General features: G+C 54.3%; 25 protein-coding genes and 1 pseudogene. 6 read left to right on the plus strand and 20 right to left on the minus strand.

Features of this window, described 5'->3' with window-relative positions; translation table 11 throughout:
* Positions 1 to 20: 20 nt before the first annotated feature.
* The 10 genes from AWJ19_RS35575 to AWJ19_RS04120 form a co-directional block, all read right to left on the minus strand.
* Positions 21 to 614, minus strand: coding sequence for an MFS transporter (locus AWJ19_RS35575; RefSeq protein WP_198536464.1), 594 nt, complete (start codon positions 612 to 614; stop codon positions 21 to 23).
* Complete coding sequence (locus tag AWJ19_RS35580) at positions 614 to 1,531, minus strand: MFS transporter (RefSeq protein ID WP_241781593.1); 918 nt, start codon at positions 1,529 to 1,531, stop codon at positions 614 to 616. Before AWJ19_RS35580 ends, AWJ19_RS35575 begins: the two co-directional genes overlap by 1 nt.
* Positions 1,489 to 2,127 carry a cysteine hydrolase gene (locus AWJ19_RS04085; RefSeq protein ID WP_068721794.1) on the minus strand — a complete coding sequence of 213 codons (639 nt, stop codon included), beginning with the start codon at positions 2,125 to 2,127 and terminating at the stop codon, positions 1,489 to 1,491. Before AWJ19_RS04085 ends, AWJ19_RS35580 begins: the two co-directional genes overlap by 43 nt.
* A gap of 40 nt (positions 2,128 to 2,167) precedes the next feature.
* Positions 2,168 to 3,214 (minus strand): ABC transporter substrate-binding protein, encoded by a 1,047-nt coding sequence (locus AWJ19_RS04090; RefSeq protein ID WP_068721904.1) that lies wholly within the window; start codon positions 3,212 to 3,214, stop codon positions 2,168 to 2,170.
* Between the two features lie 41 nt (positions 3,215 to 3,255).
* A complete protein-coding gene (locus tag AWJ19_RS04095) occupies positions 3,256 to 4,143 on the minus strand; it encodes an ABC transporter permease (protein WP_068721799.1) in 888 nt (295 codons plus the stop codon).
* Positions 4,144 to 4,195: 52 nt separating this feature from the next.
* A complete protein-coding gene (locus tag AWJ19_RS04100; RefSeq protein WP_068721801.1) occupies positions 4,196 to 4,972 on the minus strand; it encodes an ABC transporter ATP-binding protein in 777 nt (258 codons plus the stop codon).
* Positions 4,973 to 5,080: 108 nt separating this feature from the next.
* Positions 5,081 to 5,455: a Na-translocating system protein MpsC family protein gene (locus AWJ19_RS04105; RefSeq protein ID WP_198536465.1), complete on the minus strand. Its 375-nt coding sequence runs from the start codon at positions 5,453 to 5,455 to the stop codon at positions 5,081 to 5,083.
* 219 nt (positions 5,456 to 5,674) lie between these two features.
* Complete coding sequence (locus AWJ19_RS04110; protein ID WP_128083491.1) at positions 5,675 to 5,902, minus strand: hypothetical protein; 228 nt, start codon at positions 5,900 to 5,902, stop codon at positions 5,675 to 5,677.
* Positions 5,903 to 5,934: 32 nt separating this feature from the next.
* Positions 5,935 to 6,915, minus strand: a complete 981-nt coding sequence (locus AWJ19_RS04115; RefSeq protein ID WP_068721805.1) for a phosphotransferase — start codon at positions 6,913 to 6,915, stop codon at positions 5,935 to 5,937.
* A 69-nt stretch (positions 6,916 to 6,984) separates the two neighbouring features.
* Positions 6,985 to 7,491, minus strand: a complete 507-nt coding sequence (locus tag AWJ19_RS04120; RefSeq protein WP_068721807.1) for an NUDIX hydrolase — start codon at positions 7,489 to 7,491, stop codon at positions 6,985 to 6,987.
* A gap of 148 nt (positions 7,492 to 7,639) precedes the next feature.
* Between AWJ19_RS04120 and thyX the strand changes: the two genes are divergently transcribed.
* Positions 7,640 to 8,341, plus strand: a complete 702-nt coding sequence (gene thyX / locus AWJ19_RS04125) for an FAD-dependent thymidylate synthase (RefSeq protein WP_039870027.1) — start codon at positions 7,640 to 7,642, stop codon at positions 8,339 to 8,341.
* A 106-nt stretch (positions 8,342 to 8,447) separates the two neighbouring features.
* Here the strand turns inward: thyX and AWJ19_RS04130 are convergent, their stop codons facing one another.
* The 4 genes and pseudogenes from AWJ19_RS04130 to helD form a co-directional block, all read right to left on the minus strand.
* Positions 8,448 to 9,113 (minus strand): hypothetical protein, encoded by a 666-nt coding sequence (locus tag AWJ19_RS04130; protein ID WP_128083492.1) that lies wholly within the window; start codon positions 9,111 to 9,113, stop codon positions 8,448 to 8,450.
* A gap of 218 nt (positions 9,114 to 9,331) precedes the next feature.
* On the minus strand, positions 9,332 to 9,973 hold the full coding sequence (locus AWJ19_RS37505) for an ATP-binding domain-containing protein (protein WP_347231083.1): 642 nt from the start codon (positions 9,971 to 9,973) through the stop codon (positions 9,332 to 9,334).
* A 21-nt stretch (positions 9,974 to 9,994) separates the two neighbouring features.
* Positions 9,995 to 10,060: pseudogene (locus AWJ19_RS37510) on the minus strand (hypothetical protein); the annotation flags it as partial.
* Positions 10,039 to 11,766: an RNA polymerase recycling motor HelD gene (helD, locus tag AWJ19_RS04135; protein WP_347231084.1), complete on the minus strand. Its 1,728-nt coding sequence runs from the start codon at positions 11,764 to 11,766 to the stop codon at positions 10,039 to 10,041. The pseudogene AWJ19_RS37510 and the gene helD, both read right to left, overlap by 22 nt.
* A 342-nt stretch (positions 11,767 to 12,108) precedes the next feature.
* On the opposite strand from helD, the gene infC reads away from it, so the two are divergent.
* Complete coding sequence (gene infC, locus AWJ19_RS04140; RefSeq protein ID WP_068721811.1) at positions 12,109 to 12,636, plus strand: translation initiation factor IF-3; 528 nt, start codon at positions 12,109 to 12,111, stop codon at positions 12,634 to 12,636.
* 388 nt (positions 12,637 to 13,024) lie between these two features.
* Here the strand turns inward: infC and AWJ19_RS04145 are convergent, their stop codons facing one another.
* The 5 genes from AWJ19_RS04145 to AWJ19_RS36235 all read right to left on the minus strand — a co-directional run bounded on the left by AWJ19_RS04145 (position 13,025) and on the right by AWJ19_RS36235 (position 19,219).
* Entirely contained in the window at positions 13,025 to 14,488 is a 1,464-nt protein-coding gene (locus AWJ19_RS04145) for a HAMP domain-containing sensor histidine kinase (RefSeq protein ID WP_068721813.1), read from the minus strand.
* 19 nt (positions 14,489 to 14,507) lie between these two features.
* Entirely contained in the window at positions 14,508 to 15,185 is a 678-nt protein-coding gene (locus AWJ19_RS04150) for a response regulator transcription factor (protein WP_068721815.1), read from the minus strand.
* A gap of 35 nt (positions 15,186 to 15,220) precedes the next feature.
* Positions 15,221 to 16,249, minus strand: coding sequence for a DUF4097 family beta strand repeat-containing protein (locus AWJ19_RS04155; protein WP_068721817.1), 1,029 nt, complete (start codon positions 16,247 to 16,249; stop codon positions 15,221 to 15,223).
* Positions 16,250 to 16,496: 247 nt separating this feature from the next.
* Positions 16,497 to 17,642 (minus strand): right-handed parallel beta-helix repeat-containing protein, encoded by a 1,146-nt coding sequence (locus tag AWJ19_RS36230; protein ID WP_241781594.1) that lies wholly within the window; start codon positions 17,640 to 17,642, stop codon positions 16,497 to 16,499.
* A gap of 68 nt (positions 17,643 to 17,710) precedes the next feature.
* Positions 17,711 to 19,219 (minus strand): discoidin domain-containing protein, encoded by a 1,509-nt coding sequence (locus tag AWJ19_RS36235; protein WP_157889938.1) that lies wholly within the window; start codon positions 19,217 to 19,219, stop codon positions 17,711 to 17,713.
* A 549-nt stretch (positions 19,220 to 19,768) separates the two neighbouring features.
* Here AWJ19_RS36235 and AWJ19_RS04170 point away from each other — a divergent pair.
* The 4 genes from AWJ19_RS04170 to AWJ19_RS04185 all read left to right on the plus strand — a co-directional run bounded on the left by AWJ19_RS04170 (position 19,769) and on the right by AWJ19_RS04185 (position 23,199).
* A complete protein-coding gene (locus AWJ19_RS04170; RefSeq protein WP_068721821.1) occupies positions 19,769 to 20,449 on the plus strand; it encodes a response regulator transcription factor in 681 nt (226 codons plus the stop codon).
* 87 nt (positions 20,450 to 20,536) lie between these two features.
* Positions 20,537 to 21,463 carry an ABC transporter ATP-binding protein gene (locus tag AWJ19_RS04175; RefSeq protein WP_068721823.1) on the plus strand — a complete coding sequence of 309 codons (927 nt, stop codon included), beginning with the start codon at positions 20,537 to 20,539 and terminating at the stop codon, positions 21,461 to 21,463.
* Complete coding sequence (locus AWJ19_RS04180) at positions 21,456 to 22,247, plus strand: ABC transporter permease subunit (protein ID WP_068721825.1); 792 nt, start codon at positions 21,456 to 21,458, stop codon at positions 22,245 to 22,247. The genes AWJ19_RS04175 and AWJ19_RS04180 overlap by 8 nt, the downstream gene beginning before the upstream one ends.
* A 16-nt stretch (positions 22,248 to 22,263) precedes the next feature.
* On the plus strand, positions 22,264 to 23,199 hold the full coding sequence (locus AWJ19_RS04185) for a HAMP domain-containing sensor histidine kinase (protein ID WP_241781595.1): 936 nt from the start codon (positions 22,264 to 22,266) through the stop codon (positions 23,197 to 23,199).
* An 18-nt stretch (positions 23,200 to 23,217) separates the two neighbouring features.
* On the opposite strand, the gene AWJ19_RS04190 is transcribed toward AWJ19_RS04185, so the two are convergent.
* Positions 23,218 to 23,502, minus strand: a complete 285-nt coding sequence (locus AWJ19_RS04190; RefSeq protein ID WP_068721828.1) for an alpha/beta-type small acid-soluble spore protein — start codon at positions 23,500 to 23,502, stop codon at positions 23,218 to 23,220.
* Between the last annotated feature and the right edge of the window lie 4 nt (positions 23,503 to 23,506).

Here is a 23,506-nt window from a genome sequence, read left to right on the forward strand (position 1 = left end):
ACGGCGCCATCCTGCTGCGCTCAGCGTGCAGAGCCGCGCAGCTCCGCACCTTCCCGCTTGCCGCTGCGCCGGAAGGAGTACAGCAGCCATATGCAGGCCGCAGCCACGCCTGACGCGCATGCCAGGAACACAGCCCTGTATGTCCCTTCCTCCCCCGCGATCCCGCCTCCAATAACCAGGCCGCCTGCCGCTGTGCCGAGCATCATCCCGATATTACGGGATAATGCCAGTATACTGCTGACCATGCCCAGCCTTGCTTTGGCGGCAAGCCCCATAACTATACTGGTGTTGGGCGAGGTGATCATGCCCATCGCACAACCCAGCAGCAGCACAGGCAGGAACATCGTGCCTGCACCAAGCGCCGGGGCGGCGAACCCCAGCGCCAGCAGTGTGGCGCTCATGAGCAGAAGGCCTGCCGCCAGAATGCCGAGCGGGCCTTTGCGGTCCGCAATCCCCCCGCTTAACGGCGCCGTCACCACAAGTGCCAGCGGATACCCGATCATGATCACACCGATCCAGGCAGGTTCGGCCCCAGAGAGACGCAGCACCGCAGGCAGAGCCAGCTGTGCCGTAAAAGCCGCCATATACGTGATCACCGTAATGGCAATTCCCATCACAAAGCTCCGGTCGGCAAAGCCTTCTTTCCCGGGTACTGCAGAGGCTGACTTGCTCCGGCCAAATCCCGGGCCGCTCCCGCATCAACATCGTGAAGCTTCCTCCTCCGGCCCGCTGTACGGGTATGAGCGGCATAAGCGGCTGCTGTTCCTGCTGAAGCCGCGAACAGCAGCAGCACCGGCAGTGATAAGAACGAAGTCCTGCCGCCGAGATCCAGGGCAAGCATCAGCGCAGACAGGGCAACAGCAAACCCTGCCGCTCTGCCCAGATTCAGCCTGCCTCCTGCTGTTTCCATATCCGCAGGAATTAGCAGATGCGCGAGCACCCCTACAACTCCGGCTACTGCGGCCAGCAGCCAGAAATTACTCTCCCAGGATAACCACTGGATCAGGAAACCGCCAAGTGCCGGTCCGGCCATAGAGCCTGCGGCTACAAAAGTGCTCATCAGACCGAGCGCCCGCCCCCTCTGCTCCCCGGGAAACACAGAGACAATCAGGGCCATATTAGTGGCCTGGTACATTGAGGCGCCTACGCCCTGAATGACTCTGAAGCCCAGCAGCAGCACCGCGTTCGGGGCCAGTGCGCAGCCCAGTGCTCCGAATGCAAAAGCAAACAGGCCGAAGTTATGCACCTTCCGGCGCCCGAGCATATCTCCAAGTCTGCCCATCACGGGCAGCAGTACCGAGATGACGAGCAGGTAGATGCTCACCACCCACTGGGCGGAAGCCACCGGGATATTCAAATCCGTTGAGATATCAACCAGCGCAATATTGAACATGCCGGCGGACAGGTTGGACAGGAATGCGCCCAGACAGATGACTACCTTGACGGGTGAAAGGTTAACCCGCCGTGGCACCCGCACATCCGGGGAATTCATAATATCTTTTGCAGCGCAGACTGACTCCAGATGTTCCAATTCTCCTCTACTTCAGCTGCCGAAGAGACTACGCCGAAATAGCCCTTCATGTTCTCTACCGTCATCTCATGCGCCGCCCGGGAATACGACGCACAGGCATCCTCCGCCAGCACAATATGGTAATCCCGCATAAAGCCGTCGCGCGCCGTTGATTCCACACATACGTTGGTGCTTACTCCGGTCATGATCAGCGTTTCAATCCGCAGTGTCCGCAGTACAGAATCGAGCCGAGTATTGATAAACGCGCTGTACCGGTGTTTGTTGACTACAATATCATCCGCAAGCGGCGTTACTTCAAAAAACTCTGCCCCCCAGCTCCCTCTCCGGCATACCCCCAGTGAACCGCGTCCGGATCGGGAGGCCCATGCCTGCGAATCCGTAGCTCTTTCATGAAACGTCTGGATAAAAATAACCGGAACCTCATGCGCTCTCGCAGCGGCAATCAGACCGTGCAGCCGCGGCATCATCTCTTTTACAGCGGATACATCATTCCCTGCTGAGGCAAGCACACCTTCCGGGTGGCAGTAGTCATTCTGTACATCTACTATGATGAGTGCAGTTCTTCCCGGCATAATCAGATCTGCTGTTAATTCCATATCGTCACCTCTTCTTTATTTGGATAGCCGATTACTGTGTTCAATTCCCGTTTGTTTTGTTGACAAACTGCATATCCACAAGCCCGTCATAGGTATATTCTCCATTAAAAATGCCTGTCTTGATCATCACGTTCATATCCTTATCCAGCGCTTCCTCCGAGATGATCCCGTCCGGGCTCCACAGCTGATCTTCGAACGCCCGGTCAAGCGCTGCCTGCGCTGCCGCATCCGAAAGGGTCGGGAACTCGGCCTTCAGCACCTTCATCGCCATCCCCTGATCCTCCTGAATCGCCTTCAGTGCTTTGACCACTGCATTGACTGCCTTCTGCACCGTTTCCGGGTCCTTTTCAATCGTCGATTTCTTCACACTAAGGACTGAATACGCATAATCACCCATGTCATGAAATTTATAAAATGGCTCGTCCCATACCCCCTTCTCCATCCCGTCACTGATCTGCGGCTCAGCACCGTTCGCAATATCCGCCGCACCCTGCTGCACCATCGCTACAACCGTCGAGCCGTCTGCCGGCTCCAGCAGCTGTACATCCTTTTTCGGATCAAGGCCGAGCTCCAGCAGCAAATACTGGGTCAGCAGGTTAGGTGTTCCGCCATGCCGTCCGGCATTTACTTTTTTGCCCTCAATAAAAGCTTTTAATTCCTCATTCGAACCGCCTGCCGGTGCCGTACCTTTTTTGGCCATCAGATAGACATTCGCACGGTTGACGACATTGCTTACCGAGATAATCGGATCGGAATTGCCGATGTTCGCCAAGGCGTTAGACTCCGGCCCGCCGATGACCCCCCAAGCATCCCCGCTGACTACCGACGTGACATGCGCACCGCCCGCAGCCTGAAGCATCTCCACCTCAAGCCCTTCTTCCTCAAAATAACCCTCCTGCTGGGCGACATAGATCGGCAGATAACCGGTGTAGTGGAGCGGCTCGGCGATGACGAGCTTCTTCAGCCCCTTGTCAGCAGCGGCGGCGTCGGCATCAGTGGCCCCATCGGCACCGCAGCCTGACAGCAGAATCATACCGGAGATAAGCAGCAGGACGGCGGGCAGCTTGAACTTGCGTGTGTTTTTCATTCTTTTCTCCCCTTTGGATGAATAATCGATAATGATTTCTGCTAAGCCTTCTTCATTCCGTACCCTTTGGACAGCCATTTTTCCAGCAGCACTACCCCCATATACATCACCATGGACAATACTGACAGGACTACAACCCCTACCCAGACCAGATTGATGTCCAGAATCGTTCCGGCATAAATGACCATCCGCCCGATCCCGTGGCTTGAAGCAATAAACTCTCCGACAATGGCTCCGGCAAGCGACAGGGCAATATTAATCCGCAGACTGCTGATCATCCACGGCATGGCCCACGGAATTACCACTTTGGTAAACACCTGGTGTCTCTTGGCGCCGAGGGAGTACATCAGCTTCTCCATATCCTTGTCCACACTCTGTACACCGCTATGCGCAGACAAGGCGGCGACCACTACTGTCATGGCAAATGCCAGCGCCACCTTCGAGAAGAATCCGATGCCAAGCAGAATGACCAGTACCGGAGCCAGCGCCAGCTTCGGCATGGCATTCAGCAGGATCAGAAAAGGCTCGCTAATTCCGGCAAATTTACGAGACCACCAGAAGGAGAGACCCAGCAGCGATCCGATCAGGGTGCCGCCAACAAATCCGAGAATCGTTGAGCTGGAGGTATAGGCGATATCCTCAAGCAGCGTCCCTTGTGTGATCTGCGTCCAGGTCGTGGTAAGTATTCTCACCGGACTGCTCCAGTAATAGGCATCCATCCAGCCTACCCGCGTAAACAGCTCCCAGCAGAGTACAATCAGCAGGGCGACCGTCAGACGTCCGATACTTATCACCCGTTTGGTACGGCGGACCAGTGCTTCTTCGTCCTGAATGAACGGCTCCGCCTGCTTTTTCTCCGGCCTGGGCACCGCCGGCCCGGCAGCTTCAAGCTTGTGGATGATATACCCCTTCTTTTGCACACTCTCCATTCTGTTCTCCCCCTTAAGTTTGTAAGTACTAATAATTCCGGCAATTTGCCGTTCAGGAAATATGGGCGGACGGTTTGCCGGAGAGCAGATCCAGCAGATGGGCCTTGAGCTCCATGAAGGAAGCAGACACGGTATCTTCCATATGTCTGGGGCGCGGCATATCTACAGAAATCTTGGAGATGATTCTTCCAGGCCGTCCCGAGAACACATAAATGTCATCCGACAGGTAGATCGCCTCATCGATATCGTGGGTGACAAAGAGCACCGTCTTCCGGAAATCCCCCCAGATTTCCAGCAGCCAGTTCTGCATCGTCAGCCGGGTCTGGGCATCGAGCGCACCGAAGGGCTCGTCCAGCAAAATAATATCCCGGTCATACAAAAGCGTCCGCAGCAGCGCCGCCCGCTGCCGCATGCCGCCGGACAGCTCAGCGGGATAATGCCCGCCGAACCCCTTCAGCCCGTAGCGGTCCATAAGGGGCTGGGCCCGGGCTACGGCTTCTTTGCGCGGTACACCGCGGATTTCCATTCCGAGAATGATATTATCGAGAATGGTCCGCCAGGGCAGGAGCATGTCTTTTTGCAGCATATAGCCCACATGTCCGGTCTTGCCGATAATATCCTCCCCGTCAGCCAGCACGCGGCCCGTGGATGGGGGCATAAGACCTGCAATGATATTGAAAAGCGTCGATTTCCCGCAGCCGCTGGGGCCGATAATACTGACAAACCGTCCCTCTTCAATCGACAGATTCGTCTCCTGCATAGCGATAATTTCCTGTCCATCCCGGCGGAACCACTTGCTTACTCCGGCAATTTCAATCTTTGTCTTCATTTCATCGCCTCCCTTTCCAGTCTCTAGATATGCAAAAAGCCGCCAGCTTTAGACAGAGCCCAAGGGCTCATGTCTGAAAACTGACGGCAGGCCGGCTCTCTTTACAGATCAGAGTTCCAACGTAACGTTCAGGTACTGCTCCAAGTCCTTCTCCAAAATTATGATCGTACCGGAATACTCGGTCTCCACATCATAATCTTTAAGAACGGCCTTGATATTCAATTGAAATTCATCCAAAAATGCCTGCTTAATCTCTTTCTTGAACACTTCATGCAGCACCAGATTAATTTCGCGTCCGGCCGAAGCATGATGGGTATCAAGCACTTTGAGTACGGGAACCCGGCTGTTAACGGATAAGATAATAATCTTGTTTCCTACAAAATCGACCTTCTGCTGCTTAACGCCAGCGTTGAACAGCTTCTTGTTGATCTCGTTGTACACCCTTAGAATATCCTGTTTCCATTGTCCAGCGGAAGCGATCATGGCGATCACACCTTTATAGCTCATATTCATGTTACAAAATACTACACGAGAACTGAAAATTGTGTTATCACCTATCACTTATACATCATTATAGATAAAAAGATAGAGTTGTCAACAAAAATGAGTCATATATTTTAACATTTATTTAATTAATGCATTCAGATGTTAAATACAATAACTCAAACATTCCATAACTTTATACAACGAAACCGGAAGCTTCTAGCCGCGAATCTCTTCCAGCAGCGCCATAATTATCTCTTCTTCTACCGGAACAGAATAAGAGCCATCCGCAAAGGTCTTCATCGCCCCGATCCCATCCTGAACAACAAAGCGGACTTGTCCGCTGCGCACTTTTTTATCCGTGTACATCTTGTCCACCAGCATCCGGTTCGTAATAGAGGCCGGAACCTCTGTAGGCAGGCCTGCTTGCTGCAGCAGTACTGTCACCCGGTCAACCTCAGTAAACTCCGTTATTCCCGTCACCCATACAGCGGGTCTGTCACCATCTTCATATATTTGACCAGATCCGCTCTGGCTTGTCCGTTCTGCCGCCATACTCCCAGATTCCAGCACATAAACCGGAGGCCAAGGAAACGGGATGCCGCCCGGAACAGCATGGCATAATGCTGCTGCGGGATTTCGCAGCCCAAGCGGCCAAGATGTCTCCGGTAATCCTCTGCCTGCTGCAGCGTCCCGCAGCGCATGGGGATATCCATGAACAGTGAGCCGTAGCGGGCCTCTTCCCAGTCGATGTAACAAACCTCCACATTGTCCTTTACAAGAACATTGCCCGGGTTCAGATCATTATGGATCATTGTATAAGTGTCAGTATCATGGATTACCGGTATCATGTCCTTTACAACCCGCCCGGCTATCTCCTCAATTGCCGAAAGGGTTTCTAGCCCGAATGCTTCGGCAAAAGCCGGCTTCTGCCTGGCGTATTCCCAGGAAACTCTCCAGTTTGCATGAATGACCTCCGACAGATAGGCTTCGTTAACCTGCGGAAGCCACGGCAGATCGCATCTGCAGCCGAGATTCACATAATGGATATACGCCAGCGCCTCCATCTCCTTATGCTGTAGTGAAGGCACATTCAGCCTGCCGTAATCGGTCCGGCAGTCTGCATCTTCAATGCACAGAAGGCTTCGTCCTTCATGCAGCGGCTGGCCCGACAGGCTGAATGGAACCTTCGCCCCCTGCGAATAGAGCCTGGAGAGTGCCGAACGCTCCACAAAAGTAGCCTGCTTCGTGATTAGCGAAACCTCGTCTCTGTGAACAGCTCCGCCTGTCATTCCTGATCTGGACTGCAGCCACACTTTATTGCGCATTAGCTCTACAGCCTTCGACCCCAGATTCATCGGGGTGCTCTCGATTTCCAGCACTTCAGCTTCGGACGAGATAAAGCAATAGACTGTATCCTTGATCAGGCCGATCCTTTTGCTGCTGTCGGTCAATTGCATGGGCACTCTTCCTTACTCATTAAAGTGAATTCCTGCAGGCTCTTTAGTTCGCGTTCCGGATCATTTACATTAATCCTCCCAATCTTCCAATACACTCCAGGCCATGGCAGGCTCTCCCTGCAGCGAATGCATAGTGCCCGTAAAAATAGATTCGTTACGTATCCCTTTTGCAAAATAATGCTGCAGCACAGCGCGTGTTGATGCCGTGACATGCATGCCGCCAAGTTTGCCGGCTTCGAGCCATTGCAGCTCTCCTTCTTCACCGGAAACCAGCCGGCTTCCGGATGCAACAATGCCCATGAATATGTACTGTATGCGGATTTCCTGTCCGGCCTTGAGCCGGTTAATGATGTAGCGGAGCTTCAAGCCCCCGACATCCGGCCCCGCAAGCCCTGTTTCTTCTGCAATTTCCCGCACACACGCCTGCTGCGGATCGCCGAACTCCCCTTCCTCTATATGGCCTCCAATAGGAACCAGATGTCCACCCAGAAAACGGCTGCCGCTCTTTTTTTGCAGAAACAGCATTTCCCCGGCTTCATTAAACAAAAAGGCAACTGCCATCTGCCTTAGCCGCATACGAAATCACTCCACTCCCCGGATACGAACAAGCAGGAAAATTATACCACAGTAGGAACCTGCCGATCAGCCAAAAAAGCCACATGCAGGAAAAGTATTCCTGGCAGGTGAATAAGAGTAAAAGCTTAATCTATTGGAGGCTGATGAAATGTTGATTAATGTGCTTGATAAGGGATATGTCCGGCTGGTAAATCATATGGGCAGTGATCTGACCGTTGTAAATGCAGCACGGGTCTCTTATGCCAAACAGTCAGAGGAGCTTAGTGAAAAGGATATCCGGCTGATCCGTTTTCTGGCCCGGGAAGGCCATACTTCGCCGTTCAGGCATGCTGTCATCCAGTTCGAAATCTATGCGCCGCTGATGGTCGCCAGACAGTGGTGGAAGTATGTGGTCGGTTCGGCCCATTACGAGGGCACCGGTGACAGCCTGGAGGCCTGGAATGAGTCCAGCCGCAGGTATATTACGGAGGAGCCGGCCTTTTACCTGCCTTCAGGCGGAGAGTGGCGGAGTGCACCTGAGAATTCCAAGCAGGGCAGCGGCAGTCTGATTGCCTGGGAGCTTGGGGAGAAATATACGAAAGAGCTGATGGATTACACTGAACTGGGTATGCAAAAATATGAAGCCGCCCTCGCGGACGGCATCTGTGCAGAGCAGGCACGCCTGTTCCTCCCTGCCTACGGCCTGTATGTCCGCTGGTACTGGACGGCATCCCTGCAATCGGCCGCCCACTTCCTGCAGCAGCGGCTGGAGCATGATGCCCAGAAGGAAATTCAGGATTATGCCAAAGCCATCCTCAGCATGGTAAAAACGTTATTCCCGGTTACTGTGGACGAGTTGCTGTCACGCTGAATGATAGTTGTCCTCAGCGCGTACGGAAATCCTGTAAGCCGGCACATACAGCAACACCCCTGCATCAAGACTGCAGGGGTGTTGCTTCATTACATATAGTTTCTACTCAGTAAACTTTAACAGCCTGCTCTTCAACAAACCTGCCAACACGCTCCGTGTATTCAGCCCACCGGTGATCCTTATTTACAATAACCAGCTTCGGAATGTCCCATGCGTCCACTACCGACCGGACGAACGCCTGACTGCCGCCCCATAAAGCCGCAGCCTCCCGGAAATCCTCATCGGTATGCAGCGAGACGGGCCCCCATTCATTGCCGCGCACACTGCAGATAAACCGCCACTGGGCCTCCACATCCAGCTGGTAAAAATAGATCAGCACCGGGTTCAGCGCGGCCAATATCTCCTGCAGCGAAGTGGTGAGCATAACCAGTTTAGTTAAAGGCATCCCCATATGATGAGCACAGCTGATGGCATCCTGAAAAAGCACACTCTCAATAACCGTTACTTCATCGCCGCTTCCAAGCCGCTCCTCCACAAATCTCCGAAAAACAGCCTCAAGCTGTGTTGTGAACAGCTCCGCCTGATCCTCATCCGCCAGGGAGGTGAATTCATACCCCCGGATAAACAGCGGATGATTCTCCTCCAGCTCCAAAATACACCTGCTGGCCACTCCCCGGGACGTCAGCAGCTCTGCAACCGAAGAGGCACAGGTCGTTTTACCGGAGCCCGGCATGCCGTCGATGATAATCAACCGCTTATTGGGCGTTGTCATTTTTGCCACCTCCAATCTGAGCACCCCCGAAAGTATATTCCGCCATAGCCGCAGCCGCTCCGTTTCCAGGCGCATCACGGATAGAGCCTCTATCTTGGCAATTCCTCCTGTTTTTTTCAGGCAATATGAGCTAAGCATAATCCGGAGCGCCGGCAGGTGCCAATGTAGAGTTTGCTTTTAACTGAGTTTACCCGCTGCTTATGGCCCTTATATCCTGCTTAATCAACAGTCATGGTGTCATACAAGGATTCGTCCGTCCCCTGAATAAAAGGTGTCCAGTCCCCGGACGAATAGAGCATTAATTGATGCATCGCACGCGTACACGCTGTATAAAAAAGCTTCCGCTCGCTCTCCCGCTGATACGTCTGCGCAGAAGCATCATAGATCAGCACGGCGTCGAATTCGACACCTTTGGCGAGGTAGGCGGGGAGGACCAGGATTCCTTTTTCAAAAGTGAGCGTATCCTTCGTAACCAGCCGCAGACCCTCAATGCCATGTGAAAAGAGTGCTTCGTAGGCTTCGCGGCTTTCGTCAGCTGTTTTGGTAATGACTGCAATGGAATCGAGGCCTTCCGTCTTGAGCTCAGCAATATCCTGCATTATCCGTACCGTACGTTCATCTGCACTGCCCAGCTTGGTGAGACACGGCTTCCTGCCGTCCCGCTCAAACGGGATGATCCCTGCCTCCGGCAGCAGTGATTTGGTAAACTCCACAATCTGGCGGGTGGAACGGTAGCTCCGGACAAGGGTGATCAGAGCTGTCACTTCCTCACCGTACAGCTCCGTTAAAGATGAGTCTGCCTCAGCCAGATTTGTCGCCTGCGGAAAAATCGCCTGCCCGAAGTCGCCAAGCACAGTCATCCGCGCCCTTGGAAACAGCTGCTTCAGAAAAGCATACTGAAACGGCGAGTAATCCTGTCCTTCATCTATAAAGAGATGTCTGACGATGGTATTCGTCGCGTACCCTCAATGAGCTCCTTCAGGTAGAGAAAGGGGGTTGCATCCTCATAGAAAAGCTCAAGCCGGTCCAGCTTCTGCCGCGTCTGCCCGCAAATGTCAGGCCACAGCTCCGGCACAGCTGCAGTCCCCGTCATCTGCCGGTAAGCCTCCGCATCCTCAGCAAACAGCTGGCTGTAAAGTCCGGGTACATCTATAAATTTCAGGCGTCTGACCTCCCGTCGCAGCGGCTTGAAGCTCTCCTTCACAATAAGCCGCAGCAGAAGTTCCTCCTCCTGATCGGCGTAGTCGAATACGTTCTCTTCACCCTGCTCTTGTCCGCGCAGCTCCCCGTAGATTTCCTCATACTGCTCTGCGAAATCGAAGACGGCCGACTGCCGCTGCACTTTTTTGAGCAACGTGCTGTAGGCTTCGGCATATTGCTCGGTATCGAGATAATCCAGCTCATCGCGGGCCCAGTCCGCCTCCAGCTCCTTGACCTCAAGCGCCGCCAGCTCCCGCAGCAGCCAATCCCGCAGCAGGATAATCCGGTTAGCCAGACGTATAGTAGGAGCGTAACTGTAGAACTGCGATTTCATCTGTGCAGCCGTAATCAGCTCACGCTCCCGGAAGCGGATACTGCGGAACAACATGCCCTCCTGGCCCAGCCACAGCGCGTAGTTCCGGAGCGCCTGCAAAAAATCACCGGAAGCCTTATAGGTCATCCCGCTCATCCGCGCTTTATAACCCGGAGCAGTCTCAGGACTCATCGCATATTCGATCTGCGCGAACGGGTCCTCTAGCCGGAACTCTGTCCCAAGCCAGTGCTCCAGATATTCCTGAAAGGTCGTCTGCTGCATGTTTTCCTCTCCGAGCTCAGGCAGGACGGTGGATACATAGCTGTTGAACATCGGATTTGGCGAAAAAAGCACGATCTGATCAGCCGTAATTCGCTCACGGTGCTTATACAGCAGATAGGCCACCCTCTGCAGCGCTGCGGAGGTTTTGCCGCTGCCGGCCGCGCCCTGGACAATAAGCATACGGCTTCTGTCATCACGGATAATCGCATTCTGCTCCTTCTGGATCGTAGCTACAATACTTCTCATCTGTGAATCGGCACCCTTGCCGAGCACCTGCTGCAGCAGCTCATCACCGATGGTCAGGCTTGTATCGAACACATTCTGGAGCTTGGCAGCGCGAATCCGGTACTGCCGCTTCAGCGTCATCGTTCCTGTAATTTCTCCGCCCGGTGTCTCATATGCTGCAGCGCCGGGTGAATGGTCATAATACATGCTGGCAATGGGAGTGCGCCAGTCATAGACCAGGAAGTCCAGGCCATCCTCAGTGGCAAAAGAGGCTACGCCGATGTAGATTTGTTCATTGCCGCCCTGCCCCTCCTCCTGAAAATCAATGCGTCCGAAATATGGCGAGGGCAGCAGCCGCTTCATACTCTTGTAACGCTGCATCCGCACCCGGTGGCTGCGCTCCCGCTCGGACAGCAGCGCCTCCTGCTGCTTGATGCTGTAGAAGGTCTCTTCAAAATCCTCGTCCGTGCTGGTATTAACGGTAACTTCCTCCCAGAACCGCTTGCGGATCTCCGTTACCTGCTCCCGCAGTCCGGATACTTCCGGCTCAATTCCGGCAATGGCTGTCTGCAGCTCCCCCGTTACCAAATCCAGCCGTTCCTGCTCCCGCTGCCAATCCTCCGCGTGAATCATCCGCTGACACACTCCTTTAATAATCTGGTCTGCCTTCTGCAAAAATCAGGTTTGACAAAGCTGCAATTCTTATGGTAAGATTAAAGTGTAAATAAGATGTAATACTTATGTCTTAAATTAATCGAAAATAGTGACGCTGTTTTACTATATCACAACGGATTTTATCATGCAATGGATTTATATACGTGGACCCGGCAGAGACTGCCGGGTTCTTTTTGTTCCCCGGAGGATGTTGGAGCGGATTTAACAGGGATTTTGGGCGCGGCTCCGCTCTGCTGATTGAACGGCGGGCGACTTCCCGTTATGATAACAGTATCCATGTTTGCAGGAGGCTAACGATCAATGGCAGTATTCATGAACGAACAAATACGGGCGTCCGAGGTTGTACTAACCGGACTCCGGGGCGAGAAGCTCGGCATTGTCTCCAGGGAGGAGGCGCTGGCGATGGCCCGGTCCCAGGGGGCTGATCTGGTCTGCACCTCGCTGATGAGCAGCCCTCCGCCCTGCACCCTGATGCCCAAGGGCAAAGCAAAGGCTGCCGCCCAGAAGGAAGCGGCGTCTGCACGCAAAGCCGGTTCCAGCCAGGCCGCCGGGCGGAGCGGCGGGAAAGACAAGGTCAAGGTGAAGGAGCTGCGCTTCACCGCCCATATCGAGGAGCACGATTATGACACGAAGCTGCGCCAGGCGGACAAGCATCTGCGCTCCGGCAAGCCGGTGCTGCTGAATGTCCAGGCTTCCGGTGCCAAGGAAGCGGCCGCAGCCAAAACGGTGATTGAGCGGCTCGTCGCCGATCTGAAGGAAGCCGGAGTCAAGGACACCGGCATCCAGAGCGGCGGCAAAGGCTCAAAGGTGCAGCTGAATCCGCGTTAAGCTACGCGGCAGCTGAAAAAAGGGGCGTCATAACAGCCATATCCCGGCTGTTATGACGCCCCTTCTGTTATGGATGATCAGTCCGGAAAGGTCTAACGGACCGAGATGACCTTATTCTGTAGTGTGCCGGCATTTGCGTAAGTTAACGGACACCACAGGCGTTATTGGGCACAATTTCGCAGAAATCACAGCTTTTCCGTTACAATAACGGCAGCTGAGTCCGTTAGAAGCCCGAACCGCCGGAGAATGGACCAATAACGGCTCCTGGGTCCGTTAGAAATCGGAGATGGTTATTATCTCAGAACCGCGATGATGAGCTGGTTATCTCAGACAGCTCGCAGCACTCTCGCCCTGACTTCTGTCCCGGCGCCGGGGGCAGCTTACTGATCTAATCCCGCTCCCCCGCTCCCCGCACAAACGACAGCTCCACCTTGGTGCCCGCTCCCTCTATACTCTCGATGGCGATCGAGCCTCCGTAGCGCTCCATGATCGCCTTGGCGATGGCCAGCCCGAGTCCCGATCCGCCCTTTGCCCGGTTCCGCGACCCTTCCGCCCGGTAAAAGCGGTCAAAAATATGCGGGAGCTGCTCAGAAGAAATTCCGATTCCTGTATCTGTCACAGATACAATGACCTGATCCAGGTCTATCTTATGCGCAATACGCACACTGCCGCCTTCCGGTGTATACTTCAGCGCATTCTCTACAATATTGCGCAGCACCTGATAACAGGCGCCGCCCGGCATCCGGACTTGCAATGGACCGGTATCCCCTGCTTCACCGGCGCTCAAAGTGACACCGGGACCTACATGTACGGTCTGGGGCAGGAGCTCGCGCAGGACTTGCTGCACATCGCATTCCTCCACGGCCCCTTCCTGCACCGGCTCCTCCGTCTCAGCCAGCAGCAGCAGCTGGGCAATTAGCTCCCTCATCCGGCCTGCCTCATCCATCATGAAGCCCAGAGACTCCTCCAGCACCTCCGGCGACTGCTTGCCCCAGCGCTGGATCATATGCGTGTGCCCCTCGATGATGGCCAGCGGTGTCTTCAGCTCATGGGAAGCATCCGCGACAAAACGCCGCTGCTGGTCAAAGGACACACTGAGCTTTTGCAGCAGCGCATTAAAGGTCGCCCCCAGCTGATACAGCTCATCCTGTGCTGTAGGCAGCGCCAGCCGGTGCGACAGATTGTCCGCCCCGATGCTCTGCACCTCGCCGATCATGCTGCGGATCGGCTTCAGGGCGGAGCGGGCGACCAGCCACCCGGCCAGCGCTGCTGCCCCGGCAGCCAGCAGCAGGCCGAGCAGCAGCAGCCGGCCTACCTCGCGCGAGGCTGCCGCCGCTGCAGAATACCCGCTGTCAGCCAGCCGCAGCGTCACCGTGCCAAATGCCGGCAGGGTCAGGCTGCTTACCGCCTCATACTGCCCGGCCTCTGCACCGCCAGATACCGCAGCGCCATTCTCTGCCTCTTCATCATCCGGCCTTGCCGTGTCCTTCCCTGTCTCTGCACCGGCTTCCAACGCCGCACCCTCTTCTGCGAGCACCCGCCCTTTGGTATCCAGCAGCTGCAGCGTCTGGCCTTCATCCAGATCAGCGGCAAAGGAAGACAAGTCCGGCTTCAGTACCGCTGCCGCCCCGCTCCCTCTTCCGAAGCCGGGCCTGAGCAGAGAAGGGAGGAAGGTAACCTCCTTAATCTGCAGCTCAAACTGCTTCAGCTTTTCGGTGAGCAGCTCTTTCTCCTGCTTCTGCGTCCATTGGCTGAAGGTAATATAGACAAAGCCGCCAAGCACAGCCGCTACTATTAGAGAGGCCAGCGCAATGGATGCGCTGACCTTACGGGAGAATGTCCACGCCTTCATTTTCCGTTCACCCTCCCCGTCAGCCCCTCAGAATATAGCCGCTGCCGCGGACTGTATGGATCAGCTTGTCCGCGTAGCCCTCATCCACCTTCATGCGCAGATACCGGATATAGACATCCACCACATTGGTTTCGCCCTCATAGGAATAGCCCCAGACCAGATTCAGCAGCGCTTCCCGGTTCATCAGCCGGTTCTTGTTCTGCAGCAGGCAGCGGAGCAGCTCAAATTCACGCTGTGACAGCTCAATGTCCTGACCGGCGCGGGTTACCCGGTGTGCAGCTGCGCTGAGCGTCAGGTCTTTGGCTTCCAGCAGATCCACCGGCTCCCGGCTCTGCTGCAGCCGCCGCTGCAGCGAACGCATACGGGCGAGCAGCTCCTCGATGGCGAACGGCTTGGGCACATAATCATCCGCGCCGGTATCCAGCCCCCGCACCCGTTCGCTGACGGTATCGCGCGCGGTAATCATAATGATCGGCGTCTGCTTGACGGCGCGGATTCTTTTACAGACTTCAATTCCGTTAATGCCCGGCAGGTTCAGATCAAGCAGAATAAGATCATAGCTCCCCTGTACTGCCTGTTCTACACCAGCCAGACCGTCTCTGGCAACGGTAATGTCATAGCCCTCATAAGCCAGCTCCAGCTCTAGCAGCCGGACCATAGCCGCTTCATCCTCAATAATCAGGACATGCTCCTTCATACTCAAACGGTACTCCACCTTCTCACAATATCTAATTAATTGCTATGCTGAAGAGACAAACCGGCCAGCGAAGAAGCCTCAATGCGGTACGTTCCGGCTCCGATGGTTCCGCTGACCCTCCCGCCCTTTACTGTTAACGGAAAATCCGTTTCCGGCTTTCCGAACGTTGTGCCGGCCTCTACCTGCACATCCGCTTTTTCCGGCCAGGCCAGATAGACATTGCCTGCTGTATTGGACACGTCCCAGTGGCCGCCAACTTTTGAAGCTTCAATATGAATATTGCCTGCAACGCTTTCTGCCTTAATGGACGAGTAAGCATTTTTAACAGTCAGATTGCCGTTTACAGTCCGGATATCCAGCGGCCCTGTAACGTTTGTAGCATCAATGTTTCCGTTCACCACGGAGGCTGCTGCACTTTTTCCGGCACCCGCTAGCGTAACTACCCCGTTGTCCGTATGCAGGGTGAGCTCGCTCCCGCTCTCTTTTGCCGTAATATTGCCGTTATCCGCAGCTAATGTAATGGTGCCGCCCGCTGTCACTTTAGACAAACGCACATTTCCATTGTTCAGCTCTGCCTTCACTCCTGACTTTACAGCTTTGGGAAGCGTAACCGTCAGATGAATGCTGGTATTATAGCGGGTACCCGCTCTGGCCGTTTCACTGTAAGTCTTGATGCTGAGCTCCTCGCCATCCTGCACTTTGATTCCGCTTTTGGCGGCTATATCCTCCGCTTCAGTACGGGATGCATGATCGACTACCACCCTTGTATGTACCTCTATCTGTGTGCCGCTGCCCTGTTTCAGTTCAATCGACCCGTTCACGCCGGTAATGGCGATTATCTCTGTGTCAGCGTCTAATTTGATGCTGGTTGTCCCTTTGTCAAAAGAATATCCCGACTCTGTCACCTCAACCGTAACCGGCGTCTTCACTTGTCCGGCCGGCTTCGTTTCAAAAACAGCCTCATCCAGCTGCCGGGCAAGCACCCCGCTTCCGGACCCTGAGCCTGCATACAGCAGCACTGCTGCCGTAAATACCACCGCTGTAATTTTCACGGATTTTTTCATAAACCTTATTCCTCCCCCATCCCTTGTGATTGTTCGGCTTAATGGTATACCACAAAGGATGAGAAAGGCTTTGCAGCCAGATTAGAGTTTGATTAGAAGGGCAGGGCAAAGCTTTTTCCTAATATGTAATAACATACCACCGCCAAGGCAAATCCGTCTATTTCAGCATATACTCGTACCCGCCCATTCCCGCGGCAATGCCAAAAAGACCACCCGGAGCCGGATGGCCTTTTCTAAATAACCTCTCTTACCAGTTGTTCCCCGAACCAGTAGCGGTGAAGCTGGCTGAAGCATTCACGAATTTACCCGCTGGCGCGCCTGTAACCGTATTGCCGCTAAACACTGAGCTGCCGGTTGCCGAGCCGTTGATATATACGCCGTAGGTTCCGGAATTCAGGATTGTGTTATTGGCATACGTCACTGAAATATTCGGAGCCGGTTCCTCCACAAAAATCCCCGAGTACGTGCTGTCCTGGATCGTATTGCCGGATACGTTAACCGTGAGGTTCTGCGCCTTGCCGCTGTTGTTCAGCCAGTAAGCCCAGATTGCGCCGATCTGATAGCCGTAGTCACGGTGGGCTGAGCCTGTACGCAGCAGCTTGTTCCCCTGAATCGTCAGGTTGCCGGTCATGGACGGAGGATTAAAATTGGTGCCAAAAGAGATCCCGCCGCCTGTCCGCACAGTGTCCGTAAGCAGGTTGCCGATCACCTTGTTGTCCTTGCCGCCATAAATAGCGATGTTGTTGGCCAAGGTTGGAATCTGTACGGTATTGTAGCTAAACGTATTATTAGTATTCAAAAAAGCATCGGACCACATAGCCATGCCGTCGTCACCGCTGTTTCGCACCGAGTTGTTCGTAACGGTAGAGTTTGAAGTGCCCCGGTGCAGGTTGACGCCGTCCGCCCAGACATTGCGGATTCTGGAGTTGGATGCGGTAACGTTATCCGTCTGATTCGTGAACCAGAAGCCTACTTTTACATGCTCGATCCACAGATTGTTGATGACCGAATTCGTACCATTGCCCTCGACCGCGGTAAGCCCGTTGTAATCGTCGCGGATGATGTCGCTGCCGCTGATTTTGAAATCGGACAGGGTTACATTTCCGCCTCTCAGATAAAAGCCCGCATAATTGCCGGACAGAGTAGAGTGCCAGACGCCTGCCCCTTTTACGGACACGCCGCTGTCGAGGTACAGTCTTGTTCCACTGCCGTCATAGCCGGCGCCTTTGCTGCCGTTGTTCAGATGAAAGGTTCCTGCGGGAATCCATACGCCCTTGTAGGAGCCGCCGGAGTTTTTGACAGCAGCAATTGCGTTGTTAAAAGCCGCCGTATCATCTGCACCGTCGTTTGCTACAGCACCATATGAGGTAACAGCTACGTAGTTGGACGGCATTGTAAGCGCCGCAGGAACGGCTTCTGTTTCAAGCAAATCTACTGTGACATATGCAGTTGAGCCAAAATTCAGATTGGACGCATTGCGCTGCAGCTTGATGACCGTTCGGCCGGATAGGCTTTATCGAGCAGGACAGACACTTCATCGTACATATGTGCAGGTGTGGTCGAAGCCGCATTCGGATTGTTGGACCAGCGGACCTCTCCGCCCTCTGTCCCCCATTCCCCATAGTTCCAGCTGTATTTGGAGGTCAGATTGATGTCTTTAAAAAGCGTTCCGCCCACATACATGCTGACCGCCGACTCTATGCCCGTTCCCGACGCATTATCCGGGATCGCATAGCGGATTGTTACACCCTGCGCGGGTTTGGCGAGCGTTATCTGCACGTACTGGCCTGCTGCGGTCAGCTTGACCGCTTTTCTGCCCGAGGCTTCGGAAGCGAGCTCCCCGGCTGTGGTGGACGGACCGATGAGCGCTCCGGTGTAGGCGGCATTCTCAGCTTCGTAGGTGTCGTAAGGCATCGTTGCCCCAAAAGCTCCCGCCGATGGCGTAGGTGTTGGAACCGGCGTGGCTGTTGGTACTGGTGTTGCGGTCGGTGTCGCTGTCGGCGCGGCCGTCGGGGCAGGTGTGGCTGTCGCCGTCGGTGCCGGGGTAGGAGTGACAGTGCCGGAGCCGTATACCTCAAGCTCTGCGGCCTGGCCTCCGGTTGCCCCGCTGTTCGCTGTAAAATTCACTCTCACGTATCTGGCTGAAGCTGCTGTAAAGGTAATGGATACCGTATTGCTTGCAGCCGGGTTAAAGGTATACGTCTGGGAAGCGGCAAGCGTGCTGTATGAGGTATTATTGGTACTGCCCTGTACAGACAGGGTCTGCGTTCTTGTGCCCCAGCCGGACGGGAGCTTGAGTACTACAGTGTGAACCGTCTGTGTGCTGCCGAGATCGACAGTCAGCGTGTTCGGATAGCTGTTAGCTGCCCCCTCGTAATAGCTGGATGCATTCCCGTCCACCGCATTGGCTGCGGGAAAACCGGAGAAGGCGTTGTTTGCGGTAATGCTTTTGTTAAGGGCCAGATTGGCTCCCTGTGACAGATCCAGGGACAGATTGTCCAGATTAACGTTGCCGCTGTCTGCTGTATCAAATTTGTACGTGATTGTGCTGCTGCCTGCACTCAGGGCAACCGTCTCTGAGGCAACCTCCCAGCTGTTCCAGTCGGCTGTTGCCGGAAGTGAAATTTGCTTCAGCTTGGTGCCGTTCACGTACAGGCTTAGAGTTTTGGCGGAGCCCGTACCGTTGGCATATCTCAGGGCAGCCGTGTAATTACCTGCTGGTGAAACGCTTACATTAAACTTCGCAGAAGCATTTCCTTTGTTGCTGTCCGTGAACCCGCCCGCGAATCCGGTTCCGGTATAGCCGGTATGGTCAGACGCGGGTGCCGCCCCTCCGGACAGTACAGCCGACTCCGCTTCATACGTCAGCGCCACCGCCAGTGCTTTTGGAGCGCCGGGAAACTGCAGAACCGCCATAGCCAGAACCAGAAGATAGACCATAAGCCTGCTGGTGCTTGATTTTCTCAACATTACTTTCCCTCCCGTATGTTACTATCTTGTGCTGCCTGTCTGCATCAGACCTGATGCAGCATATTGTGGAAGCAGCTTTATAATAAAGGGTTTTGGCCGCAGTATCCGGACCTGTTAATGGTGGAATCCGGACATTTAGTGCGGGCAGCTCAATGGACATAAAGAAAATCACGGGAGGAGAACTTTTGCGGTGCAGGACTTCTGCGGGCCCAGGACTCTAATGGTACAATCCGTTTTACTCGACTGGCTGGGTGTGGCGAAATCAAAGGCATTTTTGCCTCTCATTTCGCGTGTTCAGCCAAATATGCCGGATTCAAAGGCATTTTTGCCTCTCATTTCGCGCGTTCAGCCGAATGTGCCAGATTCAAGGGCATTTTTGCCTCTCATTTCGCGTGTTCAGCCAAATATGCCAGATTCAGAGTTTCGGCCTGTTGAGAGAAAATTTTTACACCAATTAATCAAACTTATAATGTAACATTAAATATGTACGAAGCCATCCCTTATCGCGTAAAGCAAAGCAAGCATCATTTAAGATCGGAGAACCCCCAAATGCCAAACATTCTAATCATAGAAGACCAGGAAGACCTAAACCTCCTGCTGGCCGAGGCTTTGCAAAGGGCCGGTTATACAGTTACTTCCGCATACAACGGTCCGGACGGGCTCAAGGCCATCCGCAGTAACCCTTATGATCTGATCCTGCTGGACATTATGCTTCCTTTTCTGAACGGGGATACCCTTCTGCAGGAAGCCCGGACCATCACCGACATCCCGGTCATCATCATCTCTGCCAAGGACCAGGTGGACACCAAAATCGATCTGCTGAAGCTCGGAGCAGATGATTATATTACTAAACCGTTTGATTTGGGTGAGGTTGCCGCCAGGGTGGAATCCAGTCTGCGCCGCTCAGGTAAACAGTCTGCGGCTGCAACGATAAGCCGTTATAAGGACCTGGTGCTGGACAGCGGCAGTAAGCGGGTAAGCGCCTCAGGAGCTGCACTTGAGCTGACGGCCAGGGAATACAGCATTCTCGAGCTGCTGATGACGAACCAGGGCAAGGTTTTTACCAAAGCCAATCTGTATGAGTCACTGTGGGAGGATGAATACCTTGGAGATGACAACGCGGTAAAGACGCATATGAGCAACCTACGCAGTAAGCTGAAGAAAGCAAACCAGACTCAGGAGTACATAGAAACAGTCTGGGGGCTTGGCTACCGGCTGTATAAAGAATAGCGGACCGGGCCGGCGGATTAATTAATATTCTTAACCTTTTCTTAACCACCGGGAATTATTCTGTTGTCAGGAAGGAGAGATTAACAGATGAAATCCTATGTACTTAGAACACACAAGCTCACCAAACAATACGGCAACGCCCCCGCTGCGCTGCAGGAAGCCTCCATCTCACTGGAATCCGGTAAAATCTACGGGCTGATCGGCCAGAACGGCGCCGGGAAAACGACCTTGATGCGTCTCGTAGCCGGACTGTCTTTTCCGACTGGGGGGACGCTTGAGCTGTTCGGGCATACAGGGGAGCGCGCCCTTCAGACAGAGCGGAAAAGACTGGGCTGTATGATCGAGCATCCCGGTTACGTTCCCCATATGAGCGCACGGGATAATTTGCGGTTTTACCGGCTGATGCGCGGGATTCCCGGCCATGAGATTGAGGATGAGCTGCTGGAGCTGACCGGACTGGGCAGTACCGGAAAAAAGAAAGCCAGGGACTTTTCCCTCGGCATGAAGCAGCGTCTGGGCATTGCCATTGCCCTGCTTGGCAGCCCGGAGCTGCTGATTCTGGATGAGCCGATCAACGGGCTTGACCCGCTGGGCGTCGTCGAAATCCGCGAACTGCTGAAGCGGCTATGCGGGCAGCGTCAGCTCACTATCCTGATCTCCAGCCATAATCTGCCCGAGCTGTACCAGACGGCGACTGATTATATTTTTCTGCATCAGGGCCGGATCAGAGAGAGTCTTACCCTGGAGCAGCTGGATGAAAACTGCAGGCAATACCTCCGCATCGGCAGTGACCAGCCGGACAAGGTTGCAGGCATTCTGGAGCTGCAGCTCCATACAACCCGGTATACGGTTATGCCGGACCATTCCATCAAGCTGTATGATTATGTGCAGGATAAGGAAAAGGTAAGCCGGGCGCTGCACGACAACGGTGTGCTTGTATCGGAATTTTCAGTCCAGGGCGATACGCTGGAGAACTACTTTTTGTCCCTGATTGGCGGTGATTCACATGCTTAACCTTATTCAGGCAGATCTGTTCAAGCTGCGAAAATCTGCGGCACTCAAGCTTCTCCTTGCCATAACAACGGTGTGTGCAGTGGTGATGGCGGTCTTTGCCCGCCTGATCCCCGAAGGCAGTCTGGATGCCGGAGCCACCGGCCTTGGCTTCCTGTTCTCCGATGTAAATGTCATCAGCATTCTCGGCGGGGTTGCTGCCGGCCTGCTGGTTTGCGGTGATCTGGACAACAAAACAATCCATGATGCGGTTGCGAACGGGTACAGCCGGTTTACATTGCTTGCCGGAAAAGCGGCTGTCTTCAGCCTAATGGTTGTATTGCTGCTCCTCCCTTATGCCGTCATTACCTGGATTGCGCTGGGCACCGGCGCTGAGTTCAGTATGGGCTCGGCGGCTCTCGGGTTCCTGAATGTGCTGACGAGCGGCAGCAGCGTTACCGCCGCAGGGGCTCCCAGGATGCTGGCTGTTATACTGAGTCTGCTTATCGTATATGCAGCACAGCTGAGCATCTGTCTGCCAGTCGCTTTTTGGATTAAAAAGCCGGTTATTGTGGTCGCTATTGCTTACGGATTCTCGATGCTTACGGGACAATTAATGCAGTTAAGTGCACGTCTTCCAGTGCTTAAGCATGTGCTGGCTGTAACGCCGTATGGGGAAAATTATATTTTCATCACACCGGCTACGGCAGCGGGTGATATGCTTACAGCCATTCTGGTTAGTGCAGGCTTTGCTGCTGTAATGCTTGGACTATCCTATCTGCTATTCCGCAGAACAGAGCTGAAATAGGATTAAAGGAAGGGTTGTGGGTTACTTGCTTCTTGCCGCCGGAATAACTGCCGTTATCTTAATAGCCGGGCTTGCCTGGCATAATCTCTTGATCCGGCGGCAGCTGCAGAGCATCAACCGGCAGCTGGACAAACGCCTGAGGGAGAATACCCGCCAGCCGCTCCGGCTTGAGCTGATGAACAAGGAGCTGACGCTGCTCGCGAGTCACATTAATAAATGCCTGAAGGCGGAGGAAAAACTCCGCCTTCAAGGCATTCAGGAGGAGCGGGAGCTCCGGGAGCTGATCGCGAACATCTCACATGATCTGCGTACTCCGCTGACAGCGATCAGGGGTTATCAGCAGCTGGTGATGGACGAGGGTCTGACCCCCGGACAGCAGAATAAGCTGCAGACAGCGCAAAAGCATGCACAGGCGCTGGGGCAGCTGATTGATCATTTTTTTGAGTATTCCTATCTGCTGCAGACTGAGCCTGAGCTGAAGGTAGAGGAGATTAACCTGAGCAATTACACAGCTGAATGTCTTGCCGCCTCCGTCGCTGTACTGGAGGAGCACCGGCTTGGAGTTGAGCTTGTGGAAGCAGCACCAGTATTCGTGTGTGCAGATAAAGAACTCCTGTCCAGAATCATACACAATCTGATCCGTAACGGAATTCAGCATGCAGACGGTATCCTTACGGTGAAAGTTATATTATCTGAGGACGGCAGCCGTGGCGTCCTGTCGTTCAGCAATCCGGTCAGCAGTGCTTCTTCCGTGAATGCCGGACGGCTGTTCGAGCGTTTTTATACCGGTGATCAAGCCAGACGCGGCGGCTCCGGCCTGGGCTTGTCGATTGTCAGGCTCCTCGCGGAGCAAATGGGCGGCGCGGCCTTAGCAACCATCCAAGAGGGGCTTCTCGAGATTCGGGTGGAGCTGCCGCTGGCCGCCAGAACCGGTACAGCTGCAAGTGATTAATGATATGAATGCTGCTGTTTAGGACTGCCCTTTCTCTGCAAGCTGCTCCTGGGCCAGGCGGATCATTTCCCTGACCATGGAGCCGCCGATTCTGCCGCCGATATGTCCGGCCTCTTCGGTTGTCAGGTTCCCGTTATTGCCGGACTGCAGCGGAATGCCAAGCTCCTTGGCCACTTCATATTTCACATCATCCGGGTGGTTCGGATCCACCGTGTATCCTTCACGCCTCATTACATCAGCCTTGAAGTTCTGCATGCCCTGCGCTGCCCCCGGTACTGCATATTTCCGGTTTCTTCTTGCCATCCTG

This window comes from Paenibacillus sp. DMB5 (genome assembly GCF_001517085.1).
Lineage (GTDB): Bacteria > Bacillota > Bacilli > Paenibacillales > Paenibacillaceae > Paenibacillus_AQ.